Here is a 17,053-nt window from a genome sequence, read left to right as displayed (position 1 = left end):
ATGATGAGTAAAAGGGTAGCTAAGTAGTTTAGCTGCCCTTTTTTATTTGCTGCTGTTCATTGAAGCGACTTTGCAAGTACTCGATAAAAGTCTTAATCTGGCTGGGTATGTATTTAGATTGAGCATATTGAGCAATAATTTTGCCTTGGTAGTTTCCACCGACATGCCAGTCTTTTAGCACTTCAACTACGTCTCCTGAATCGATGTAAGGCTGAATCACGAACTCAGGAAAAACAGAAATTCCTACTCCACGTAATACCGCTTCTCGGCGAATTTCACTGTGGTTTACCGCGAATGAACCACTCACATTTATCGATAGTTTTTTATTGTTATTGGTGAAGTCCCATATTCGATCTTTTGGATTCTCCCCTAAACACAGACAGTTGTGCTCAGATATGTCTTCTGGGTGCGTGGGCATACCATGTTTTTCGATGTAGGAAGGACTGGCACACATGATCAGACGACACTGGCTTAATTGTTTGGCGATTAGGCCTGCTGTGGGGTTGTCAGTGATATGGATGAGTATGTCTACTTCATCACCTATTGGATCGATATAGTGATCGGCGGCTTTAAGCTGCAATGAGATATTGGGGTAGTGGTCGATGAAATCCAAAATCATCGGCATCAAAACTTGTCGTGACAGGGCTTTTGGTGCTGCGACTCGTAACGCGCCGGATACATTCGTTTTGTCAGCCTGAGCGGCGGATATCGCCATTTTGGCTGAGTTCATCATGTCACTACACAGGTTATAAACTTCTTGCCCTGTGGTGCTAAGGCGCATTTTTCGGGTAGTTCTTTCCAGTAGCCTTTCCTGCAATGCACTTTCCAGCCTAGTAATAGAACGACTAACGGAAGACGGTGAGACACCTAACTTCTGGGCGGTTTTTGAAAAACTTCCAGACTCGACAACACTGACGAAAATTGCCATCTCTGATAAGAGAGGGATTAATTTATTTGTGTCCACAGTGCAATTATCCTTTGCATTTTGGCTGTATTGTTTCGCTCAAGTTACTTATGGATACTGAGCAAGTCAATTGACGGTATACCCAGTGCTTCCAATACGTGATGTATGAACAAAGAAGAAGTGCTGGGGATGCATCTCAATGATTATCCAGTTAACTCGTGACTAGAGCGTCGAATCATTGTGAACAAGGGTGAGCTGTCTGGTTTTGATGGTTATGACGGATAGCGCCACTCTCGAAAAATAACCGACTTTTACTCCAGTAGAGTTGTATCGACTCTCTTTACCTAAAACCATCAACCTATAAAAAGCAAATTAATAATAACAACGTACGGCAGGATATATGATGTCAACGACTAACCTTCAGGGCCTAGATAAACTGGATCGGAAAATTCTCTCTAACCTTTTATCTAATGGCCGCGAGTCAATCGCTAACTTATCGCGTAACATTGGTTTATCGCGCACCGCAGTTACTGAGCGCATCAACCGGTTGGAAAAAACCGGTATCATTAAAGGCTATACCGCTCAAATCAGAGTTGAGCAAGAAGGCAGAACAGCAGCAAGTTACTTGCTGATTTCATGTGAGAAAGGCAAAAAGAATAATGTGACGGAAGCTCTTAGAGAGATTCCAGAGGTAAGGCTGACGAGTATCGTAGGAGGATCTTATGACATTATTGCTCTCATTGAAGCGCCAGATCTTCAGTCGATATATACCCTGTGTAACGAAATAGAGTCGTTTAACGGCATTCAGTCATTAAACAACACCGTAGTACTGCATCAAACTATTCAACGTTAATCTTTTTCGAGATTTGAACCTGAACCATTAAAACAAATCCCGTGATTCAGTGTTTTTATCACCAACTACAAAGGACTTATTTATTTGGACAAGTGCGCGTACAGGGACGTACTCGCAATAGCATTCACAAGGATGGAGGAATGAAATGACAACAGCTGCAAATTCGCTAAAAAAAGGGAATGTGAGGTTCCCCGTAACGGAATCATTGTTGTTACTGGTTGCGATATTTTGGGGGACGAGTTACGGCCTGACGAAAAGTGCCTTGGCATACACAAGTGTTTTGGTGTTTATTTCGATACGATTTTCGATCACCTTTTTATGTCTGTTACCTGTGGTGATTCGAGACTTTCGCCGAGGATTGAATAAAGACTGGAAGATAGCGATTCCCACTGGTTTTATTCTATCGGCGATTTTTTTCTGTGAAGTGTTTGGTGTTTCCCAAACCTCAGCATCAAACGCGGCGTTTTTGATCAGCTTGTCTGTCATTCTGACCGCTTTCGCAGAGCTGTTGATCAATAAAAAGAAAGTCAGTAATACCTTATGGGGGCTAACGGCTTGCAGTGTGGCTGGCGTTTTATTACTGACGAGCGAAGAGAGTGTTGAGTTTTCCCTAAACAGTGGTGATTACTTCATTTTAACGGCGGCTCTGCTCCGTGCATTAATGGTTACTATGACCAAGCGGTTTACGGAAGGTAAGGTGATCACCACATCAACCTTAACATCACTCCAATCTTTAATAGTGGCATTGGTGGCAATTGTATGCGCCGTTACTTACTTACCTACATCTGAGTTTGTTGTTCCTGCTTCATGGGAGTTTTGGTTAACGGTCATCTATCTCGTCTTGTTCTGTACCTTGTTTGCCTTTTATGTTCAGAACTATGCAGTGCGCCGTACGTCTCCAACGCGCGTATCCTTGCTGATGGGGAGTGAGCCGTTATTCGGCGCCCTATTTGCTATGGCTTGGTTGCAGGAGTCGTTCACTGCAATGCAGGTTATTGGTGGGGTGTTAATTTTGTTTAGTGTTGTGGTCACGTCGAATAAAGAATCTTAAATAAAAGCGGACTTTGCAGTCCGCTTTTCTATTATCGACTTAAGCTAATCTTGTGGCCTAAGTGCTGAATTTCGATAGTGGCATAACCTAGAGTTACCGCTTCAAACTGGTTACTGAGTTCACGAGCATGCTGTGCATCTTTTGCAAGGAAAGAGACTGAGTAAATGGGGCGTACGACACCATTAGATAGTTTCTGCGTATCAAGATAAGAGGAGGTAATAAACCCAGCTTGATTGAGGCTGATGACACGCTGCAAGTCGATGCCTAATACTCTGTCCATTTCAAGCGCTTCTATGCCTTCTTTCCAAGTGATGACAACACCGTAGTTGTTGTAGACAGGCGTGTTATCTAGCCATTTAGATCCCAACATGCGGATGTTACTGATCTTGACCAGCTCCTTTTTGTACATAGGCAAGTCTTTTAGCTTACGCTGTACATCGGCTTCGCTGTCTGCCTCAAGTACGAACCTCAATAACTGAATCGGTTTGCCATCCACTTTGCTTCGAATAACAAACATATCTTTGACAGCTCCTTGCTCGACTAACTCGCCAAATGCGGCTTTTTGTTCTGGTAGCGTTTTTAATACTTGCTCAGCATCGTCTGTGTTCCATGAGAGCTCGACACCATAGTCCGCAGCGAAGACGGTACCTGAAATGAAAAGAGAGATTAAGAGTACGGATGAGCGAATAAATTTCATGTTATTTCCTTAATAGTTTGAAAATGGCTTTATTTGTTATTGCTATCTGTGGTTATTAAATGAAGTTACCAGCGAGAACGGTAGCTGCGATGGCAACTGCGGCAGGTATCTTGAGCGCTTTCAAAACCTGATTCGGCCATCTTAATGTCTTTGTTTTGGCTCGCTTGATAGAGGTCTTGGAAGCCTTGATCCATTTGTGTGAGCAATTGATTGAATTTGTCTGGTTTACTCCAGATTTCAGGCTTTGCTTTGCTGTTCATATCGCTTCCTTGCGGAAAAAGAGTCAGCAGCGTTTGACTGTGGTTTGCTAACTTTTGGCTTTGATTTTCAAGCTTGCTCCAATCGGTATCACGGCCATTCAAGGTTTTGTTGACCAGTTTGCTGGTCGATTCAATGTCTTCAAAGGCATTCTGGCGTTCTGTTATCTGCTGACTAAAGTCTTGTGCAATTGCAGTTAAAGGCAGCACCACTGCTAAACCGATGAGTATCTTTTTCATGTGACTCTCTCCTGATTAATCGATCCGAAAAGGATCTTCTTCGTTGATGAAATTAAATTTACACAGCAATAGTTGCAATTGCAACTATTGCTGTGTAAATTTATGCAAAGATTAGTTCATCAACAATACCGTCGAGGTGGAAAATGAAAGTTTGGGATCTGGCGACACGCCTTTATCATTGGTTACAAGCTGTTTTGTTTATTGCATTAATGGCGTCTGGGTTTTCAGGTAACGGCCCGCATGTACAACTCGGATTAGCCTTGTTTACCCTTATTCTTTGGCGATTAATTTGGGGTTATGTGGGTAGCGAAACCAGTCGTTTCAGGCAGTTTCTACGTTCACCTAAAGTAGTTGTCCGCTATATGATGGGTAGGGCAAGTGCACAACCTGGCCACAATCCAGCGGGTGGGTGGATGGTTGTGGCTATGATCACGGCATTGCTTCTACAGTGCGTTTCTGGTTTGGCGTTAGCTGGGATGTTAGACAATTTGCCTCTGGCGGAGATTTGGCTAACGGATGGCTTATTCAATATGCTGGAAGTTGTGCATTTAACCTTGGCTAATGTTTTTCCGGTTTTGATCGCGCTGCATGTCGGGGCAATCATTGTTTACAAACTGCGTGCTAAGCCGTTAACTTGGGCGATGGTTACTGGTGTTCAGAAAGGCGTGTCTCAGTATCCGACGCTTCTGTTTGTTTCTCAACTTCGAGCTTTGCTAGTGCTAGTTATAGCTACATCAGTTACCATGACAATTATTGCCTTTTCTTTGTAAATTTACTGGTTGAGAGAACTCGTCGATGAGTGAGACGTTTGATAGACAAAGCAGCTTTGGCTGGTTGATCAATGTGGTGGCGAATGATGCTGCAAAAACCTTTGATACGGAACTAAAAAAGCATGGATTAACACTTGCCCTTTGGCCAACGCTTATGTGTTTGTGGGAAGAGGAAGGCGTGACCCAACGCGATATCGCTCAGAAATCCAAAGTGGAAAATTCAACTACGACACGCACTCTTGATAAGTTGGAAAATTTAGGTCTGGTTGAGCGCCAGCCTGATCCTAATAGCCGTCGCGCTTTTCGTATTTATCTGACTGATGAAGGAAGAGCGTTAAAGGAATCCTTGGTTCCTATCCCTATGGCGATCAATCAAAAGCTGCTTAGCTCGCTTGAGCCTGAAGAGCGTGATGAAATCATCCGCCTGCTGCAAAAAATGGTCGCCGCTGTTTAAGGGAAGAGAACTGATGACGAAGCCACTAAATGAGTGCATTGTGCCTATGTATCCAACGATACAAGCGTTGGACGTAAATGCATTGGAGCCGGGAGAGCATAAGTTCTGGTTTGCGGTTGCCACAGATGCCATTGGTCATCCACAGACATTGCCTGTACGTGTGTTTAAAGGTGATAAACCGGGTAAACGTATCATGATCACTGCAGGTGTTCATGGTGATGAGCAAAACGGAATTCTAACGGCACAAAAACTGGCGCGTGAGCTGGAAGGCCAGTCTATCTCAGGCTGCATTACCATAGTGCCTACTGTTAACCTTTCTGGAATCGCAAGGCATAGCCGAGACTTTCATTCTGCTGCCCCCGATAGCTCATCCGCTAACCTTAACCGCGTCTTCCCAGGTAATCCAAATGGCGATGACGCTAGCCGCTATGCCAATAGCCTTTGGGAGAACTTGCTGAAACCCAATGCGGATTTGGCCATCGATCTCCATTCTCAGACCAGTGGCTCGGCTTATCCTTTATACGCTTTTGCTGACTATCGATTGGATGATTCGATTCGAATGGCAAGGCTCATTAATCCCGATGTGATTCTCAATGATCCCGGAGACCCGGGCATTTTGGAAACAGTTTATAACCGTGCTGATATTCCATCCATCACCATTGAAGTAGGGATAGGTCGATACACTGACTTGGAGATGATTCAGCGCGCGACCACGGGAGTACAGAATATTTTCAAGGATTATCAGCTTATAGAAGGCGATGTTGTCGAACTGGACCACCCTTGTGTGGAAGGAGAGCGAATCACCAGTGTTCGGGCTGAGCAAGGCGGATTCGTAATTTGTCATGTGGAGCTGATGGATTTAGTTGAAGCTGGGCAGAAGCTGGCCACTCAGTACAACAGCTTTGGTGATGAGATCCAGACGTATTACTCACCAATCAAAGCGACTGTGATCAGCCACAATGTTGAGTCGGTTCGTGCTCCGGGGTCATTGGTTGTTCGGTTGATTGATTAGTTATCAATGAGGGGCTTACCATTTTTGTGGTTTTTGGCTGATCGACAATATTTAACAGTGATGAAATTATATTATTAAGAATTACTGTTTTTTCGTATTAAATTGTTTCAAAGGGCGATTTTGAGCTCTTTAGTAGTTGAACATACTAACTAATTGTGTGATGTTTTATGCGTTTTTAAACTATAAATATTCATAAGATGTCACACGCTCAAACACAACAATCTGGGGTAGAAAAAGCCCAAACCTGGCAGATGCCCGACACTTTAGTTCTCATCTTTATTATCGGTATCTTCGCTGCCATTCTCACCTACTTTGTACCCGCTGGCTCATTTGAGAGCCAAGAAGTGGCCTACATCGCGGACGGAGTAGAAAAAACACGTTCAGTCATCGACCCTGAATCTTTCTCTTATGAAAGGGATGAGCAAGGGGAACTGGTGTACAACAGCGTTGGTTTCTTCGCATCGGGTGGCGGTATTGGCCTGATGAACTTCCCCTTTGAAGGGCTGGTTTCGGGCTCTAAATGGGGCAGCGCTATTGGCGTTATCATGTTCATGTTGCTCATCGGTGGCTCGTTTGGTGTGGTCATCCGCACTGGCACGATAGACAACGGTATCCTCTATCTGATCGACAAAACAAAGGGCAGCGAGATCTTATTCATTCCAGTGCTGTTTCTGCTGTTTTCTTTGGGCGGAGCCGTTTTTGGTATGGGCGAAGAAGCGGTCGCTTTTGCCATTATCATCGCGCCATTAATGGTGAGATTGGGTTATGACAGTATCACCACCGTAATGGTGACTTATGTCGCGACCCAAATTGGTTTCGCGACGTCTTGGATGAATCCATTTTCCGTTGCAATTGCACAAGGTATTGCCGGAGTTCCGGTGCTGTCTGGAATGACGATGCGAATGGTCATGTGGGCAGGCTTCACCCTACTAGCTATTGGTTTTACCATGGCTTATGCATCGCGAATTAAAGCGAACCCAAGCAAATCAATCACCTACAACACAGATGCTTACTTTAGAAAGCAGGATGCGTCGGATCAACCAGCGGTAAAATGGACATTTGGTGATACCTTAGTACTGCTAACCGTGGCTGGCACGACAGCCTGGGTGGTTTGGGGTGTTGTTGCTCACGCATGGTATATCCCTGAAATTGCCTCTCAGTTTTTCACTATGGGTTTCATTGTGGCAATCCTTGGCACGATTTTCCGTCTTAATGGGATGACGTTAAACGATGCGTCGGCGGCGTTTAAAGATGGTGCAAGTATCATGCTGGCACCTGCGTTACTGGTTGGCTGTGCCAAAGGTGTATTGCTGATCCTTGGCGGAGGTTCAACTGATGAAGCCAGTGTCCTAAACTCGATTTTAAATAGCGCAGGAAGCTTGATCAGCGGTTTGCCAGATGTGATGGCGGCTTGGCTGATGTATGTGTTCCAATCCATCTTTAACTTCTTTGTGACCTCTGGTTCTGGTCAGGCAGCACTTACTATGCCGTTGTTGGCTCCTCTGGCTGACATCACAGGTGTGACACGTCAAGTTGCGGTATTGGCTTTCCAGCTGGGTGACGGCTTTACCAACATCATCGTTCCGACCTCAGCCTCTCTAATGGCTACGCTGGGTGTGTGTCGCATTGACTGGAGCGTTTGGGTCAAGTTCTGTGGTCGCTTTATGTTAATTCTGTTCGGGCTTTCCAGCATCGTCGTGGTTGCCGCGCACATGGCGGGATTTGCCTAACAAAATTCTAATCTGGTGCTATTCACAACTAGCAACAGAGATTAAAGTAAGCTGTTTTTTCAAGGCGAGTGTATGCTCGCCTTTGTTCTATAAGGAAGTTTGGGTATGTCTGACGTTGCCCCTGTGGTGGAACATTTTCCAATTATTCATTCGCTTGATGTTGATTCACTGCAAGCGGGTGAGCATGCGTTTTTATTTGCCGTCGCAACGGATGCACTTGGCTTGTGGCAGCAAATGCCTGTCCGAGTATTTAAAGGTGCGAAGCCTGGTCCAAAAGTCATGATCACAGCAGGTGTTCATGGGGATGAGCAAAACGGTATTGTTACCGCTTTGAAAGTAGCAAAAGCGCTGGTAGGGCAATCGCTGGCAGGGTGCGTTACTATCGTCCCGACCATCAACCTAAGCGGCATTCTTCACCATAGTCGTGACTTTCACACCGTTGATCCGGATGTCTCTTCCGCTAACCTCAATCGCTTTTTCCCCGGAGATAAGGCGGGCAATGAAGCGGCGCGTTATTTAGGGAACCTTTGGCAGCATGTCCTTAAGCCCAATGCCGAAATCGCGATTGACTTGCATACTCAAACCACCGGCACCAGCTACCCGCTATACGTGTTTGCTGACTACCGTATTGAGCAGGCAAGGACACTGGCTAAGCTAATGAATCCAGATGTTATTTTGAACGATCCGGGTGAGTCAGGCGTTTTGGAATCCACTTGGAATCAACATGGTGTACCAAGCATCACTGTGGAGGTCGGTTCTGGCCGATACCATGATGCTGAAATGGTTGAGCGTGCCGCAGAAGGTGTTCTGAATGTGCTGCGCTATCATAAGGTGTTACCAGGTGAGGTTGTTGAAAATGACTCGTGTCTAGAAGGGAAGCAAGTCATCAGCATTCGGGCGAAGCAAGGTGGTTTTGTCGAGCCAAAGGTGTCTTTGTTGCAGAAGGTTGAGAAGGGTGAGTTGCTTGCGATTCAATACAACAGCCTAGGGTTTGATGTCGCTAGTTACTATGCCCCGGAATCTGGCACTGTTCTCAGTTGCAATCTGGAAGCACTGCGTTCTCCGGGGTCTCTCATTGTTAGGATGATTAAGTAATCATCGTTTGATTCGATGTCTGGTGCATTCCGTTAACTGCGCCAGCTATTCCCGAGTAGCAATGAGACACCGACAGAGACCCCTAGTGCAATCAGGATATTGGGTAGGGTGAATCCCCAGATAGCGACACAAACCGCAACGGTCACGATTGCCCAAAGTAATGTTTCTAAAATCCAGGTTCCCATGTTTGACTCCTGCTGTTTAACTTGGGAACAAGGATAGTCGATGGCAGGTTAATTTTTGGTTACCGTCTACGATTCATACTCTTTCTGTAAATCGACTTTGGCTAAATAGGTGTCATCTTTCTGCTGATGAATGAAGTGCCAGCCCTGATTTCGACACACTTTTTCAATCAGAACCAAGCCAATTCCAAAGGACGTTTCGGTGGACTGTTGACTATCCGACAGCTCTACGGGATTGGAGATGGTAATGTGCTCCTCAGACAATTCAATATGGACAATGCCGTCAGCGCTGTGTTGAAAAGCATTGCGTACTAAATTGGTCAGGACAATTTGGATTAGCGCGAGTGGAACCTGTGTTTGTAAAGAGTCTGAGCTGGCGTCCAACTCTACACTGATGTCTTTGCTTTCAATCAGATAGCGATGACTTTCGATGATCTCACTGGCAAGGTGATTGAAGTTGACGCGGCTGGCTTCGAGTTCCGTCTGGGTATTTCGACTCATCCATAACAACGTGGTGATGAGGGTTTGCATCGTCGCCACCGAACGTTGGATACGAGCAACCGCTCTTTGCCCGCCTCGCGGCATGGAATCAGACAAGCGCCCAAGCATTTCGCCACTGGCAGACATAATCGAGACGGGTGTTCTTAACTCGTGGCTGGCGGCTCTGAGAAAGAATTCCTCACGCTCGATCGCATCTCTTTCATTACGGACACTTTCGACCAACTGGTTGGCGAGAAGATCCACCTCGCGATAGCGAAAGCGTTTTAGTTTCTCTGTCTGATTTAGATCCAGCGTTTCCGACCACTGAGAAAGCACGAGAATGGGTTTGGTCAGGCGATAGATCAACAAGCGGATGATGAGAAAGACCAGCAACAGTAAGCCGCCAATCATGATAAAGGCAGAGTTAAATTGGCTGACCGACTCGGGAGGATTGAGCTCAAACAATTCCAGATAAATGGACTCGTCATACTGAGACACCACATACAAGGTGGCATCGATACTGGGGATATGATGGTAGGCGGCATACAGATATTCGCCCGACGCTGCATCGGTGGCGGGGATATAGCGTTCGTAGATGGCGTCGTTCTCAAAGCTGTTCCAGTCGAAGGCGGTCAGAAACTTCTGCGGGACTTGATTGAAATCGAGGTAGACCTGAAGCGTACTACTTTGAGATTGAGGGAGTTGCCCAGTTTTGAGGTACTCGCTTTCCGCCGCTTTAAGTTCATAAAGAAAGCCATACTTGGCGGATTCATACAGCCCCGTTTGGTAACTCTGGTTGATCATCAGTCCATAAATTGCAGTTAAGCTGATGACGATACCAAACAGGTAGAGGTAGATATCGCGCTTTATACTGACCCGAGTCATGCCTCCTCCTCTCTGATTGTTACCCCTACACCGTGCACGGTATGAACCAGCTTAGTATCAAAAGGGGCATCAATAGCCTGACGAAGTTTAAATAGGTGGACTTTGAAGCTATCGGCACTGGGAAGCTCATCTCCCCAGACTTCTTCTTCCAGCTTGGTTTTACTGACGACGTTGGGGCTATTACGCATCAGACAAACCAACATTTTCCAACACACAGGTGGAAGCTTTAAGGTTTGGCCTGCACGAGTGGCTTGATGCTTATCTAAGTCGATACTCAGATCACCGACTTTAAGAGAGGTGACGGTACCTTGCGAGCGCCGAATCAGCGCTTGCAGACGAATTTTGAGCTCTTCCATGGCAAAAGGTTTAACCAAATAGTCATCAGATCCAGCAGCAAACCCTGTGACTTTGTCATCTAGTGTATCTCTTGCGGTGAGCATCAGAACAGGAGTACTGACGCCTTGCTCTCTGAGTGACTGACAGACGTCAATACCATCCATTTTGGGCATATTGATGTCGGTGAGAATGATGTCGTATTGATTGGTTAACGCTAGATTAAGCCCCGCTGCGCCATTGTAGGCAAAATCAAACTCAAAGCCGTCGAGCTCCATATAGTCACTGATGGCTTCAGCCAGATCTCTGTCGTCTTCGATTAGCAGGGCGTTAATACTCATGATGCTCTATTTCCTTTGTTGTTCTTGTTTCCATGCCCAGATGGGCGGCTTGACCAGAAGTTGTAGGCGATAACTCCAGCTCGGTGCATGCCACAATTGCTGAATCAGTTTGGCATAGCCGTGGAAGTATACTTTAAATGGATTGACGGAATTAATCCGTGGGTAAACTCCGTATTTCACCTCTTCATCTTCGCGAGCAAAGGTGCCAAACATACGATCCCAGATGATCAGAATACCCGCGTAATTCTTATCCAGATATTGCTTATTCGTCGCATGGTGAACTCTATGGTGTGACGGTGTATTGAAGATGGCTTCTATTGGTCTCGGAAACTTCTTCACGGTTTCGGTATGCAGCAGCGTCTGGAATAGCTGAACAAAGGTTTCGCACAGCAAGACTACAAAAGGATTAAAGCCAAGCAGTATTAACGGCAAATGGAAAAAGAATGGGAAAAACCAGTCTAGCGGCCCGAAGCGGTAAGCCACGGAAATATTAAAATACGGAGAGCTATGGTGCACGGAATGTGTCCCCCACGCTAAGCCGTTGCTGTGCAAAAATCTGTGTTCCCAGTAGTAGGCTAAATCTGCCAGTATCAAGCAACCCAGAATGGTCCAGCCGGTGATAGGAAGATGGGTCAGGCTAAGATTCTCATAAGCAAAGACAAACGCTGCAACGTAGGCTAAGCCGACAAAGAATATCGTCACTAAGAGGAAAAGCAGTGTCACAAAGTTGGTCGCACTGTCACCCAGCATATTCCAGCTCAGTTTCTTTTTGAACGCGTATCGAATCAGCTCGATCAAAAAGATCGCAACGGCAATGAGAACAAAGTTATCGTCCACCCAAGTTTCGGTGAAGATAATGGTCGCCTCAGAGAAAATTTGAGACATAAACTCCATAACGTATCTCCTGTGCCCCTTTATTTATAGTAGACAGACAACTGGGTGGATTCCGGTTGTCCTTGTGAATTGAGGTAGTGGATCTCCACTAAAGCATCGACGGACTTTTGAAAATTAATTCGTCCCCAAGCGTCAATGAGTTCCGATTCTGAATGTTTACCTCTATTCATCAGCAGCTCCGCCTGCTCAATCGCAGGTAGCGCGACTAAGTCGATCGCCAATGGGCTCTTTTCGGTTGGGTAGCCTATGGTGACTTGAGCTTCAGTAAAGTCGCTGTTGAGCTCTTGATACAAGACAACGATTCTGTCCAATTTGTCTGGGAGCTTATCGGGTTCGACCAGCTTGCGATCAAACTCTCGCCACAGCGAAGGTAAGGATTCAAGGGAGATTGTTTTGGTTACTCCACGTAAGTATTGCTGCGACGTACTGCCTCGTTTAACGCCACGAGAAACATCGCTGGATTCATTGTTAATCTGCGCTTGCTGCGTGCTGTCGGCCATCGTAGGCTGAAGTACAACCAGCCCCCAAACAGAGCCAGTAATCACGGCAGTAGTCAGTATTGAAGCGAACAGTTTCATTTCATCTCCGTCCCATATTTACTGTTGTGTTAAATATGGCGAGAAGAATAAGTGCGAAGGGGTTAACAAAAGGTTACTGACTAAATCAGTAAATTAGAGGAGGGTTGAAATCAATTGAAACGTAAGCGCTTGGTTTTTATTTGATGTCACGCAAACTGTTCAATTGATTTCAGTGCTGATAACAAACTCTCATGAGTTGGCGAAGCGTATGTGCCACATTCGATCAAGTTACGGCTTCAAATCTGTCTGCCAAAACATGTTTTAGAGCGGGTAAAGTGGTGGGTTTATCTAATCGCCCATCCATTAGATTATGAATCTTCTCCAGTTCGATGTCTCCAGTTTCACCAGACAATGCGATGATAGGGGTTTTAGGAGACAGCTGTTTAATTTTCTGACTTGCATCAAAGCCGTTCATAACCGGCATTTGAATGTCCATTAAAACAAGGTCTACTTGGGTTGTTTTGAATACTTCAATGGCGTTTTTACCGTTGCTGGCTTGTATGCTATTGACTCCAAGTTGATTTAAGTACATCTGTGCAAGAGAACGTTGAACTTTTTGATCATCGACGATAAGCACGGTTGGAGCATCGTTGTTAATATCGATGTTCGTCTCATGTGATTGCTCTGGGTTGAGTTGGCCTTTAGGGTTGTTTGCTAGGTCAGGTACATCGAATGCGTCTAAGGTTGGAGCATTTGGTACGATAGGGAAGTACAGATGGAACTCTGTAAACTCGCCTAGCTTGGAACGGCACTCAATTTTGCCTCCAAATGAACGCATAACACGCTGGCAATAACCTAGACCAAGGCCACTTCCACCGCTCTTTTGGTAAGAGAAGAAATCATCGAAGATCTTATTTGAAACAGACTCGTCGATCCCTGGCCCTGTGTCGCGGAAAACAAGGACATTACCATACAATTCTGTATGAGTACTGATCTCAATACGGCTATTTGGATATTCTTCGAAATAGTAAACGGCATTGCGAATTAGGTTAAAGATGACGAAATTGAAAAGCGTTTCATTTACCTTGATTACAAAATCAGTGTGTTCTGGAAGTCGAACTCTCTCCATAAGCACACTATTTTCAAAGCCATACTGATCTACGGCGTGTTTAACAGCTGTGTGGATGGACGTAAAAGTCGTTGAATCATGCTCTGTGACAGAGCTGTTTACTTCCCGAAGAATAAGGTCAATCAGCTGGCGACCCCGCAGTATCGCTTGTAGGCTATCCTCTATATCAAGCTGGGTCTGTTCTATTGGCCCATTTTTATAGATACGCTGCTTTAGTGCTTCTAGCTTTAATTGTACTTGTGCGAGAGGGTTACGCATCTCATGAGCGATAGAGTGAGCCAATACTCGGTTCTGATTAATTTTCTGATCGGCTTCAATAGAACTTTGTATACGACTTAACAGTATTTTCAGTGCAGAAATCTCTTCACTGGAGAAAAGTTGCTTATTGATTTTATGCGACGAAATTAAGAGGTGCGTTATTGACTGGCATTGATCGGACAGAGGCATGACCAAAGCGATATTATTGGAACTCATCTCATCACATAAGGCTTTTACCGAGCTTTTTAAGTTGCGCGGATTATTAGTGACCTCAGACAGTTCATCAAACAGTAATATAGAGTCGTTGGATGATAAGAAACCTTTATAACTAGAATCAGCATCATCGCTGGTGACAAGCCGCAGCTCGTCGTTCGGGATATTGAGTAAGTTACTTAGACGTACCATCGCGTCATCGATTGATAACTTAAAATCCTCTTCTAATGCGAGAATTTGTTGTACTAGTGTGTTTTTATTGCCATAGATAAGAAGAGATACATAGCGACTGATTCGCTTGTAAAGCACCTGCCAAGTCGTACCAATAAATGCGATGGCTGGAATTAGGAACAAGGCATCTTTGTTAACTAAAGGGGCAAAAGCGTAGCTTAGAAAAACTGCGAAAATGCCACTAACCAGAAGAGCACTCGTCGTTGTATACATAATGTACTTAAAGCTGTAGAAACGAGTTGTTAACAAGGCGTAGCCGAATAGTAGAGTTTCACTAATAGATAATACTGGTGGCAACCATGTTAGAGAAAAGTCGCCAAAGAAATAGGTAACCCCAAGGTGTATGATCACTGTGGATATCATAAAAATTAGAATACCGGCGATCATATAGTTGTTTTTTGCTTGTGCTATTCTACCAATGTTTGTTCGCATTACCATGAGGTTTAATAGTGTCAGAAGAACAAAGAGCACTAAAATTATAAAGAAATAAAAGGTATGCGGGCCAAAAACTAATACGAACTGACTTGGGCCTTCGATTTCTATATTTTCAACAGTTAGTCCTGGTTGAATATTAATATATATGGAATATATAGAAGAGAGAATAAACGTAGCTTTTTGCCACAATGGTACTTTGGATTTTTTCTTATCCGCTGCTAATTGGCATGATAGATAATATGCGAAAGCGAAAGCGAAAAATGAGGCTAGGTTGGCTAACTTCGCCATGAAAATACCGGAATCAGTCCCTAGATAAGGAAGAAGTCCAGTATGAAAATAAAAGTTACAACCTATCCAAGAAATGATACATAGAGAATATGCAATATAAGAAGCATGGTATGAGCCAATGATTTTTTCTTTTGCTCTAATTCTAAAGCAATAATAAACAATCCATAGCAGTACTGCTGCTATTACAATAATTAGGGTTATAGCCTTAGGATAAAGTATAACTATTGAATCTAAATCAGACATATCATTCATTTAAGGAACACAGTTGTTTTTGTGAAAAAACGGCTCGTTTATACTCTCTGAATTTGGTGTTGTTTAGTGCTTCTGCCATCTTCTCAAAATTCCAAAAACCACGGTAAGTGATTTTATGGTCGTCATTTATATCACAATAACCCGCATGGAAGTATGCATTTTCACCAATTGATTGATAATAGTTCAGCATAAAAACTTGTTCTATTACCGTAAATCCAAATTTATATCCCTTCTGTTGCATTAAGCTCATTAGCTTTTTCTGTGCTAAGTATAAGAAATAGAGCTTCTGCTGGGTACTTCCGTTGACTGCCAACCGTAGAACCTCGCATACTTGTTCAGGCTTTGAGAGCGCAAGCTTAAAATGATGGTCAAACTCTGAAAGAGAGTAACAACTGGGGAATGCTGGCGTGTCAAACAACTGGTGACGAGAAAATTCATAGTATGCTTGCTTTGGTAAGCAGAACTTCCACTTGTTATTAGTAAATTGCGGGGTGTAACTCAACCAGCTAGCTTGGTTTACCCAATCTTGTACGAGCGCAGAAGCGACTAACGTAGGGTATGGCTCAGTAGGGTTATTTTTATACAGAATAAAGTGTTTTCCTTGTTGTGATAAGGAAAGTAGGGGAAGCATCTCATACCACTTTTCATCTTGTATAAACTGTTCCAGATTACTGAGAGTAATAGCATCTTTTAGTGACATAACGTTGGCATGACCTGGCATTTTTACGATGAGCCCAGAGTCCTCAACCTTGTCAACTAGCATGCAAGTATAATCGTTATCCTCGAAGGATAGTTTATCTCCTGAGTTTATTTTATTGAATGTAGGAGAGTTTTTCTTTATAGCTTCAATTTCACACTGGCACCAAAAGTCTAACCAGTGAGAGTAATAACATGATGCCTGGTATTCTAAATTACGTATATTCTCAGGAAATGAACTGGGATATTTTTTTATGAAGTCATGATAGTCAATTAATTCAAATAGTGTTGAAAGGCTCCTTAATCTATATTCAGGAAATAGTGTAACTAACTGTTTTTTACGAAAGTTAGTGACACTCAGAAAAAGTTCCTCTCTTTGTTTATTGCTGAAATGGCGAAGAACAAGGTCAACCAGAGCTTGTTTCTTTTCTTTAATGGTCAAATTTTTACTCGACAGAAGATCCAGATGAAAATCAAGGCTCATGATATACCTTATTAAGAATATGAATAATTGTTGTGTATTTTATAAATCTCAAATATATCATGTGGATGTTCGTGTTTCCATGCTCAGAAAAGCGACTTGAACAGCATTTTTGTCGATAGTTTTAACTTTAATGTACGTCATATTTCCCAAATCAGTTTAAGTATCTGAGGACGTATAATGTAAACGAAGTTAATTCTTAGCTTGCGTCTTGCATTTTACAGTTTCTTCTTTACGTGTAAAGGCACCAAATATGCGATCTCAGATGATTAATTTAATGATGTATTTGTCATTAAATTATTGAATATTGGTGACTCAGATTAAGTAACTCTACAAAGATTACTGCCCAAAACAGCAATCTGGGACACTTTTTC

General features: G+C 43.9%; 17 protein-coding genes. 7 read left to right on the top strand and 10 right to left on the bottom strand.

Features of this window, described 5'->3' with window-relative positions; all coding sequences use genetic code 11:
• Window positions 1-28 precede the first annotated feature (28 nt).
• The gene (locus QMA41_RS09140) at window positions 29-964 is read right to left on the bottom strand and encodes a LysR family transcriptional regulator (RefSeq protein ID WP_095571037.1); all 936 of its coding nucleotides are present in this window, start codon (window positions 962-964) and stop codon (window positions 29-31) included.
• Window positions 965-1,304: 340 nt separating this feature from the next.
• Between QMA41_RS09140 and QMA41_RS09135 the strand changes: the two genes are divergently transcribed.
• A complete protein-coding gene (locus tag QMA41_RS09135) occupies window positions 1,305-1,757 on the top strand; it encodes an Lrp/AsnC family transcriptional regulator (protein WP_019274291.1) in 453 nt (150 codons plus the stop codon).
• Between the two features lie 145 nt (window positions 1,758-1,902).
• A complete protein-coding gene (locus QMA41_RS09130; RefSeq protein WP_281629448.1) occupies window positions 1,903-2,808 on the top strand; it encodes a DMT family transporter in 906 nt (301 codons plus the stop codon).
• Window positions 2,809-2,839: 31 nt separating this feature from the next.
• On the opposite strand, the gene QMA41_RS09125 is transcribed toward QMA41_RS09130, so the two are convergent.
• A complete protein-coding gene (locus QMA41_RS09125; protein ID WP_281629447.1) occupies window positions 2,840-3,505 on the bottom strand; it encodes a hypothetical protein in 666 nt (221 codons plus the stop codon).
• A gap of 65 nt (window positions 3,506-3,570) precedes the next feature.
• Entirely contained in the window at window positions 3,571-4,002 is a 432-nt protein-coding gene (locus QMA41_RS09120; RefSeq protein WP_172846180.1) for a cytochrome c, read from the bottom strand.
• Window positions 4,003-4,145: 143 nt separating this feature from the next.
• Here QMA41_RS09120 and QMA41_RS09115 point away from each other — a divergent pair, with 143 nt between their 5' ends.
• The 5 genes from QMA41_RS09115 to QMA41_RS09095 all read left to right on the top strand — a co-directional run bounded on the left by QMA41_RS09115 (window position 4,146) and on the right by QMA41_RS09095 (window position 9,063).
• On the top strand, window positions 4,146-4,772 hold the full coding sequence (locus QMA41_RS09115) for a cytochrome b/b6 domain-containing protein (RefSeq protein WP_064486647.1): 627 nt from the start codon (window positions 4,146-4,148) through the stop codon (window positions 4,770-4,772).
• A gap of 25 nt (window positions 4,773-4,797) precedes the next feature.
• Window positions 4,798-5,226, top strand: a complete 429-nt coding sequence (locus QMA41_RS09110; RefSeq protein WP_281629446.1) for a MarR family transcriptional regulator — start codon at window positions 4,798-4,800, stop codon at window positions 5,224-5,226.
• 13 nt (window positions 5,227-5,239) lie between these two features.
• A complete protein-coding gene (locus QMA41_RS09105) occupies window positions 5,240-6,238 on the top strand; it encodes a succinylglutamate desuccinylase/aspartoacylase family protein (RefSeq protein WP_064486646.1) in 999 nt (332 codons plus the stop codon).
• A 251-nt stretch (window positions 6,239-6,489) separates the two neighbouring features.
• Window positions 6,490-7,968 carry a putative basic amino acid antiporter YfcC gene (gene yfcC / locus QMA41_RS09100; protein WP_281629731.1) on the top strand — a complete coding sequence of 493 codons (1,479 nt, stop codon included), beginning with the start codon at window positions 6,490-6,492 and terminating at the stop codon, window positions 7,966-7,968.
• A gap of 105 nt (window positions 7,969-8,073) precedes the next feature.
• Window positions 8,074-9,063, top strand: a complete 990-nt coding sequence (locus tag QMA41_RS09095) for a succinylglutamate desuccinylase/aspartoacylase family protein (protein ID WP_281629445.1) — start codon at window positions 8,074-8,076, stop codon at window positions 9,061-9,063.
• A gap of 32 nt (window positions 9,064-9,095) precedes the next feature.
• Here QMA41_RS09095 and QMA41_RS09090 read toward each other — a convergent pair whose 3' ends face one another.
• The 7 genes from QMA41_RS09090 to QMA41_RS09060 all read right to left on the bottom strand — a co-directional run bounded on the left by QMA41_RS09090 (window position 9,096) and on the right by QMA41_RS09060 (window position 16,682).
• The gene (locus tag QMA41_RS09090) at window positions 9,096-9,248 is read right to left on the bottom strand and encodes a hypothetical protein (protein WP_006961538.1); all 153 of its coding nucleotides are present in this window, start codon (window positions 9,246-9,248) and stop codon (window positions 9,096-9,098) included.
• 66 nt (window positions 9,249-9,314) lie between these two features.
• Window positions 9,315-10,610, bottom strand: coding sequence for a HAMP domain-containing sensor histidine kinase (locus QMA41_RS09085; RefSeq protein WP_281629444.1), 1,296 nt, complete (start codon window positions 10,608-10,610; stop codon window positions 9,315-9,317).
• Window positions 10,607-11,284, bottom strand: coding sequence for a response regulator transcription factor (locus QMA41_RS09080; protein WP_043009893.1), 678 nt, complete (start codon window positions 11,282-11,284; stop codon window positions 10,607-10,609). The genes QMA41_RS09085 and QMA41_RS09080 overlap by 4 nt, the downstream gene beginning before the upstream one ends.
• Before the next feature lie 6 nt (window positions 11,285-11,290).
• Window positions 11,291-12,178: a sterol desaturase family protein gene (locus tag QMA41_RS09075; protein WP_281629443.1), complete on the bottom strand. Its 888-nt coding sequence runs from the start codon at window positions 12,176-12,178 to the stop codon at window positions 11,291-11,293.
• 20 nt (window positions 12,179-12,198) lie between these two features.
• Complete coding sequence (locus QMA41_RS09070) at window positions 12,199-12,756, bottom strand: hypothetical protein (RefSeq protein WP_281629442.1); 558 nt, start codon at window positions 12,754-12,756, stop codon at window positions 12,199-12,201.
• A 223-nt stretch (window positions 12,757-12,979) separates the two neighbouring features.
• Complete coding sequence (locus QMA41_RS09065; RefSeq protein ID WP_281629441.1) at window positions 12,980-15,493, bottom strand: hybrid sensor histidine kinase/response regulator; 2,514 nt, start codon at window positions 15,491-15,493, stop codon at window positions 12,980-12,982.
• A 1-nt stretch (window position 15,494) separates the two neighbouring features.
• Entirely contained in the window at window positions 15,495-16,682 is a 1,188-nt protein-coding gene (locus QMA41_RS09060) for an acyl-homoserine-lactone synthase (RefSeq protein WP_082315090.1), read from the bottom strand.
• Window positions 16,683-17,053: the final 371 nt, after the last annotated feature.

It is taken from the genome of Vibrio sp. St2 (genome assembly GCF_947311885.1).
GTDB lineage: Bacteria > Pseudomonadota > Gammaproteobacteria > Enterobacterales > Vibrionaceae > Vibrio > Vibrio coralliilyticus.
Note: the sequence above shows the minus strand (reverse complement) of the source record. Positions and strands in the feature narration are given on the sequence as shown.

What these genes read in the sequence shown, in the direction of transcription:
- QMA41_RS09135 (WP_019274291.1), top strand. Translation starts at nt 1,305, where the DNA reads ATGATGTCAACGACTAACCTTCAGGGCCTAGATAAACTGGATCGGAAA.
- QMA41_RS09120 (WP_172846180.1), bottom strand. Translation starts at nt 4,002, where the DNA reads ATGAAAAAGATACTCATCGGTTTAGCAGTGGTGCTGCCTTTAACTGCA.
- QMA41_RS09105 (WP_064486646.1), top strand. Translation starts at nt 5,240, where the DNA reads ATGACGAAGCCACTAAATGAGTGCATTGTGCCTATGTATCCAACGATA.
- QMA41_RS09065 (WP_281629441.1), bottom strand. Translation starts at nt 15,493, where the DNA reads ATGTCTGATTTAGATTCAATAGTTATACTTTATCCTAAGGCTATAACC.
- QMA41_RS09130 (WP_281629448.1), top strand. Translation starts at nt 1,903, where the DNA reads ATGACAACAGCTGCAAATTCGCTAAAAAAAGGGAATGTGAGGTTCCCC.
- QMA41_RS09090 (WP_006961538.1), bottom strand. Translation starts at nt 9,248, where the DNA reads ATGGGAACCTGGATTTTAGAAACATTACTTTGGGCAATCGTGACCGTT.
- yfcC (WP_281629731.1), top strand. Translation starts at nt 6,490, where the DNA reads ATGCCCGACACTTTAGTTCTCATCTTTATTATCGGTATCTTCGCTGCC.
- QMA41_RS09075 (WP_281629443.1), bottom strand. Translation starts at nt 12,178, where the DNA reads ATGGAGTTTATGTCTCAAATTTTCTCTGAGGCGACCATTATCTTCACC.
- QMA41_RS09125 (WP_281629447.1), bottom strand. Translation starts at nt 3,505, where the DNA reads ATGAAATTTATTCGCTCATCCGTACTCTTAATCTCTCTTTTCATTTCA.
- QMA41_RS09110 (WP_281629446.1), top strand. Translation starts at nt 4,798, where the DNA reads ATGAGTGAGACGTTTGATAGACAAAGCAGCTTTGGCTGGTTGATCAAT.
- QMA41_RS09060 (WP_082315090.1), bottom strand. Translation starts at nt 16,682, where the DNA reads ATGAGCCTTGATTTTCATCTGGATCTTCTGTCGAGTAAAAATTTGACC.
- QMA41_RS09085 (WP_281629444.1), bottom strand. Translation starts at nt 10,610, where the DNA reads ATGACTCGGGTCAGTATAAAGCGCGATATCTACCTCTACCTGTTTGGT.
- QMA41_RS09080 (WP_043009893.1), bottom strand. Translation starts at nt 11,284, where the DNA reads ATGAGTATTAACGCCCTGCTAATCGAAGACGACAGAGATCTGGCTGAA.
- QMA41_RS09070 (WP_281629442.1), bottom strand. Translation starts at nt 12,756, where the DNA reads ATGAAACTGTTCGCTTCAATACTGACTACTGCCGTGATTACTGGCTCT.
- QMA41_RS09095 (WP_281629445.1), top strand. Translation starts at nt 8,074, where the DNA reads ATGTCTGACGTTGCCCCTGTGGTGGAACATTTTCCAATTATTCATTCG.
- QMA41_RS09115 (WP_064486647.1), top strand. Translation starts at nt 4,146, where the DNA reads ATGAAAGTTTGGGATCTGGCGACACGCCTTTATCATTGGTTACAAGCT.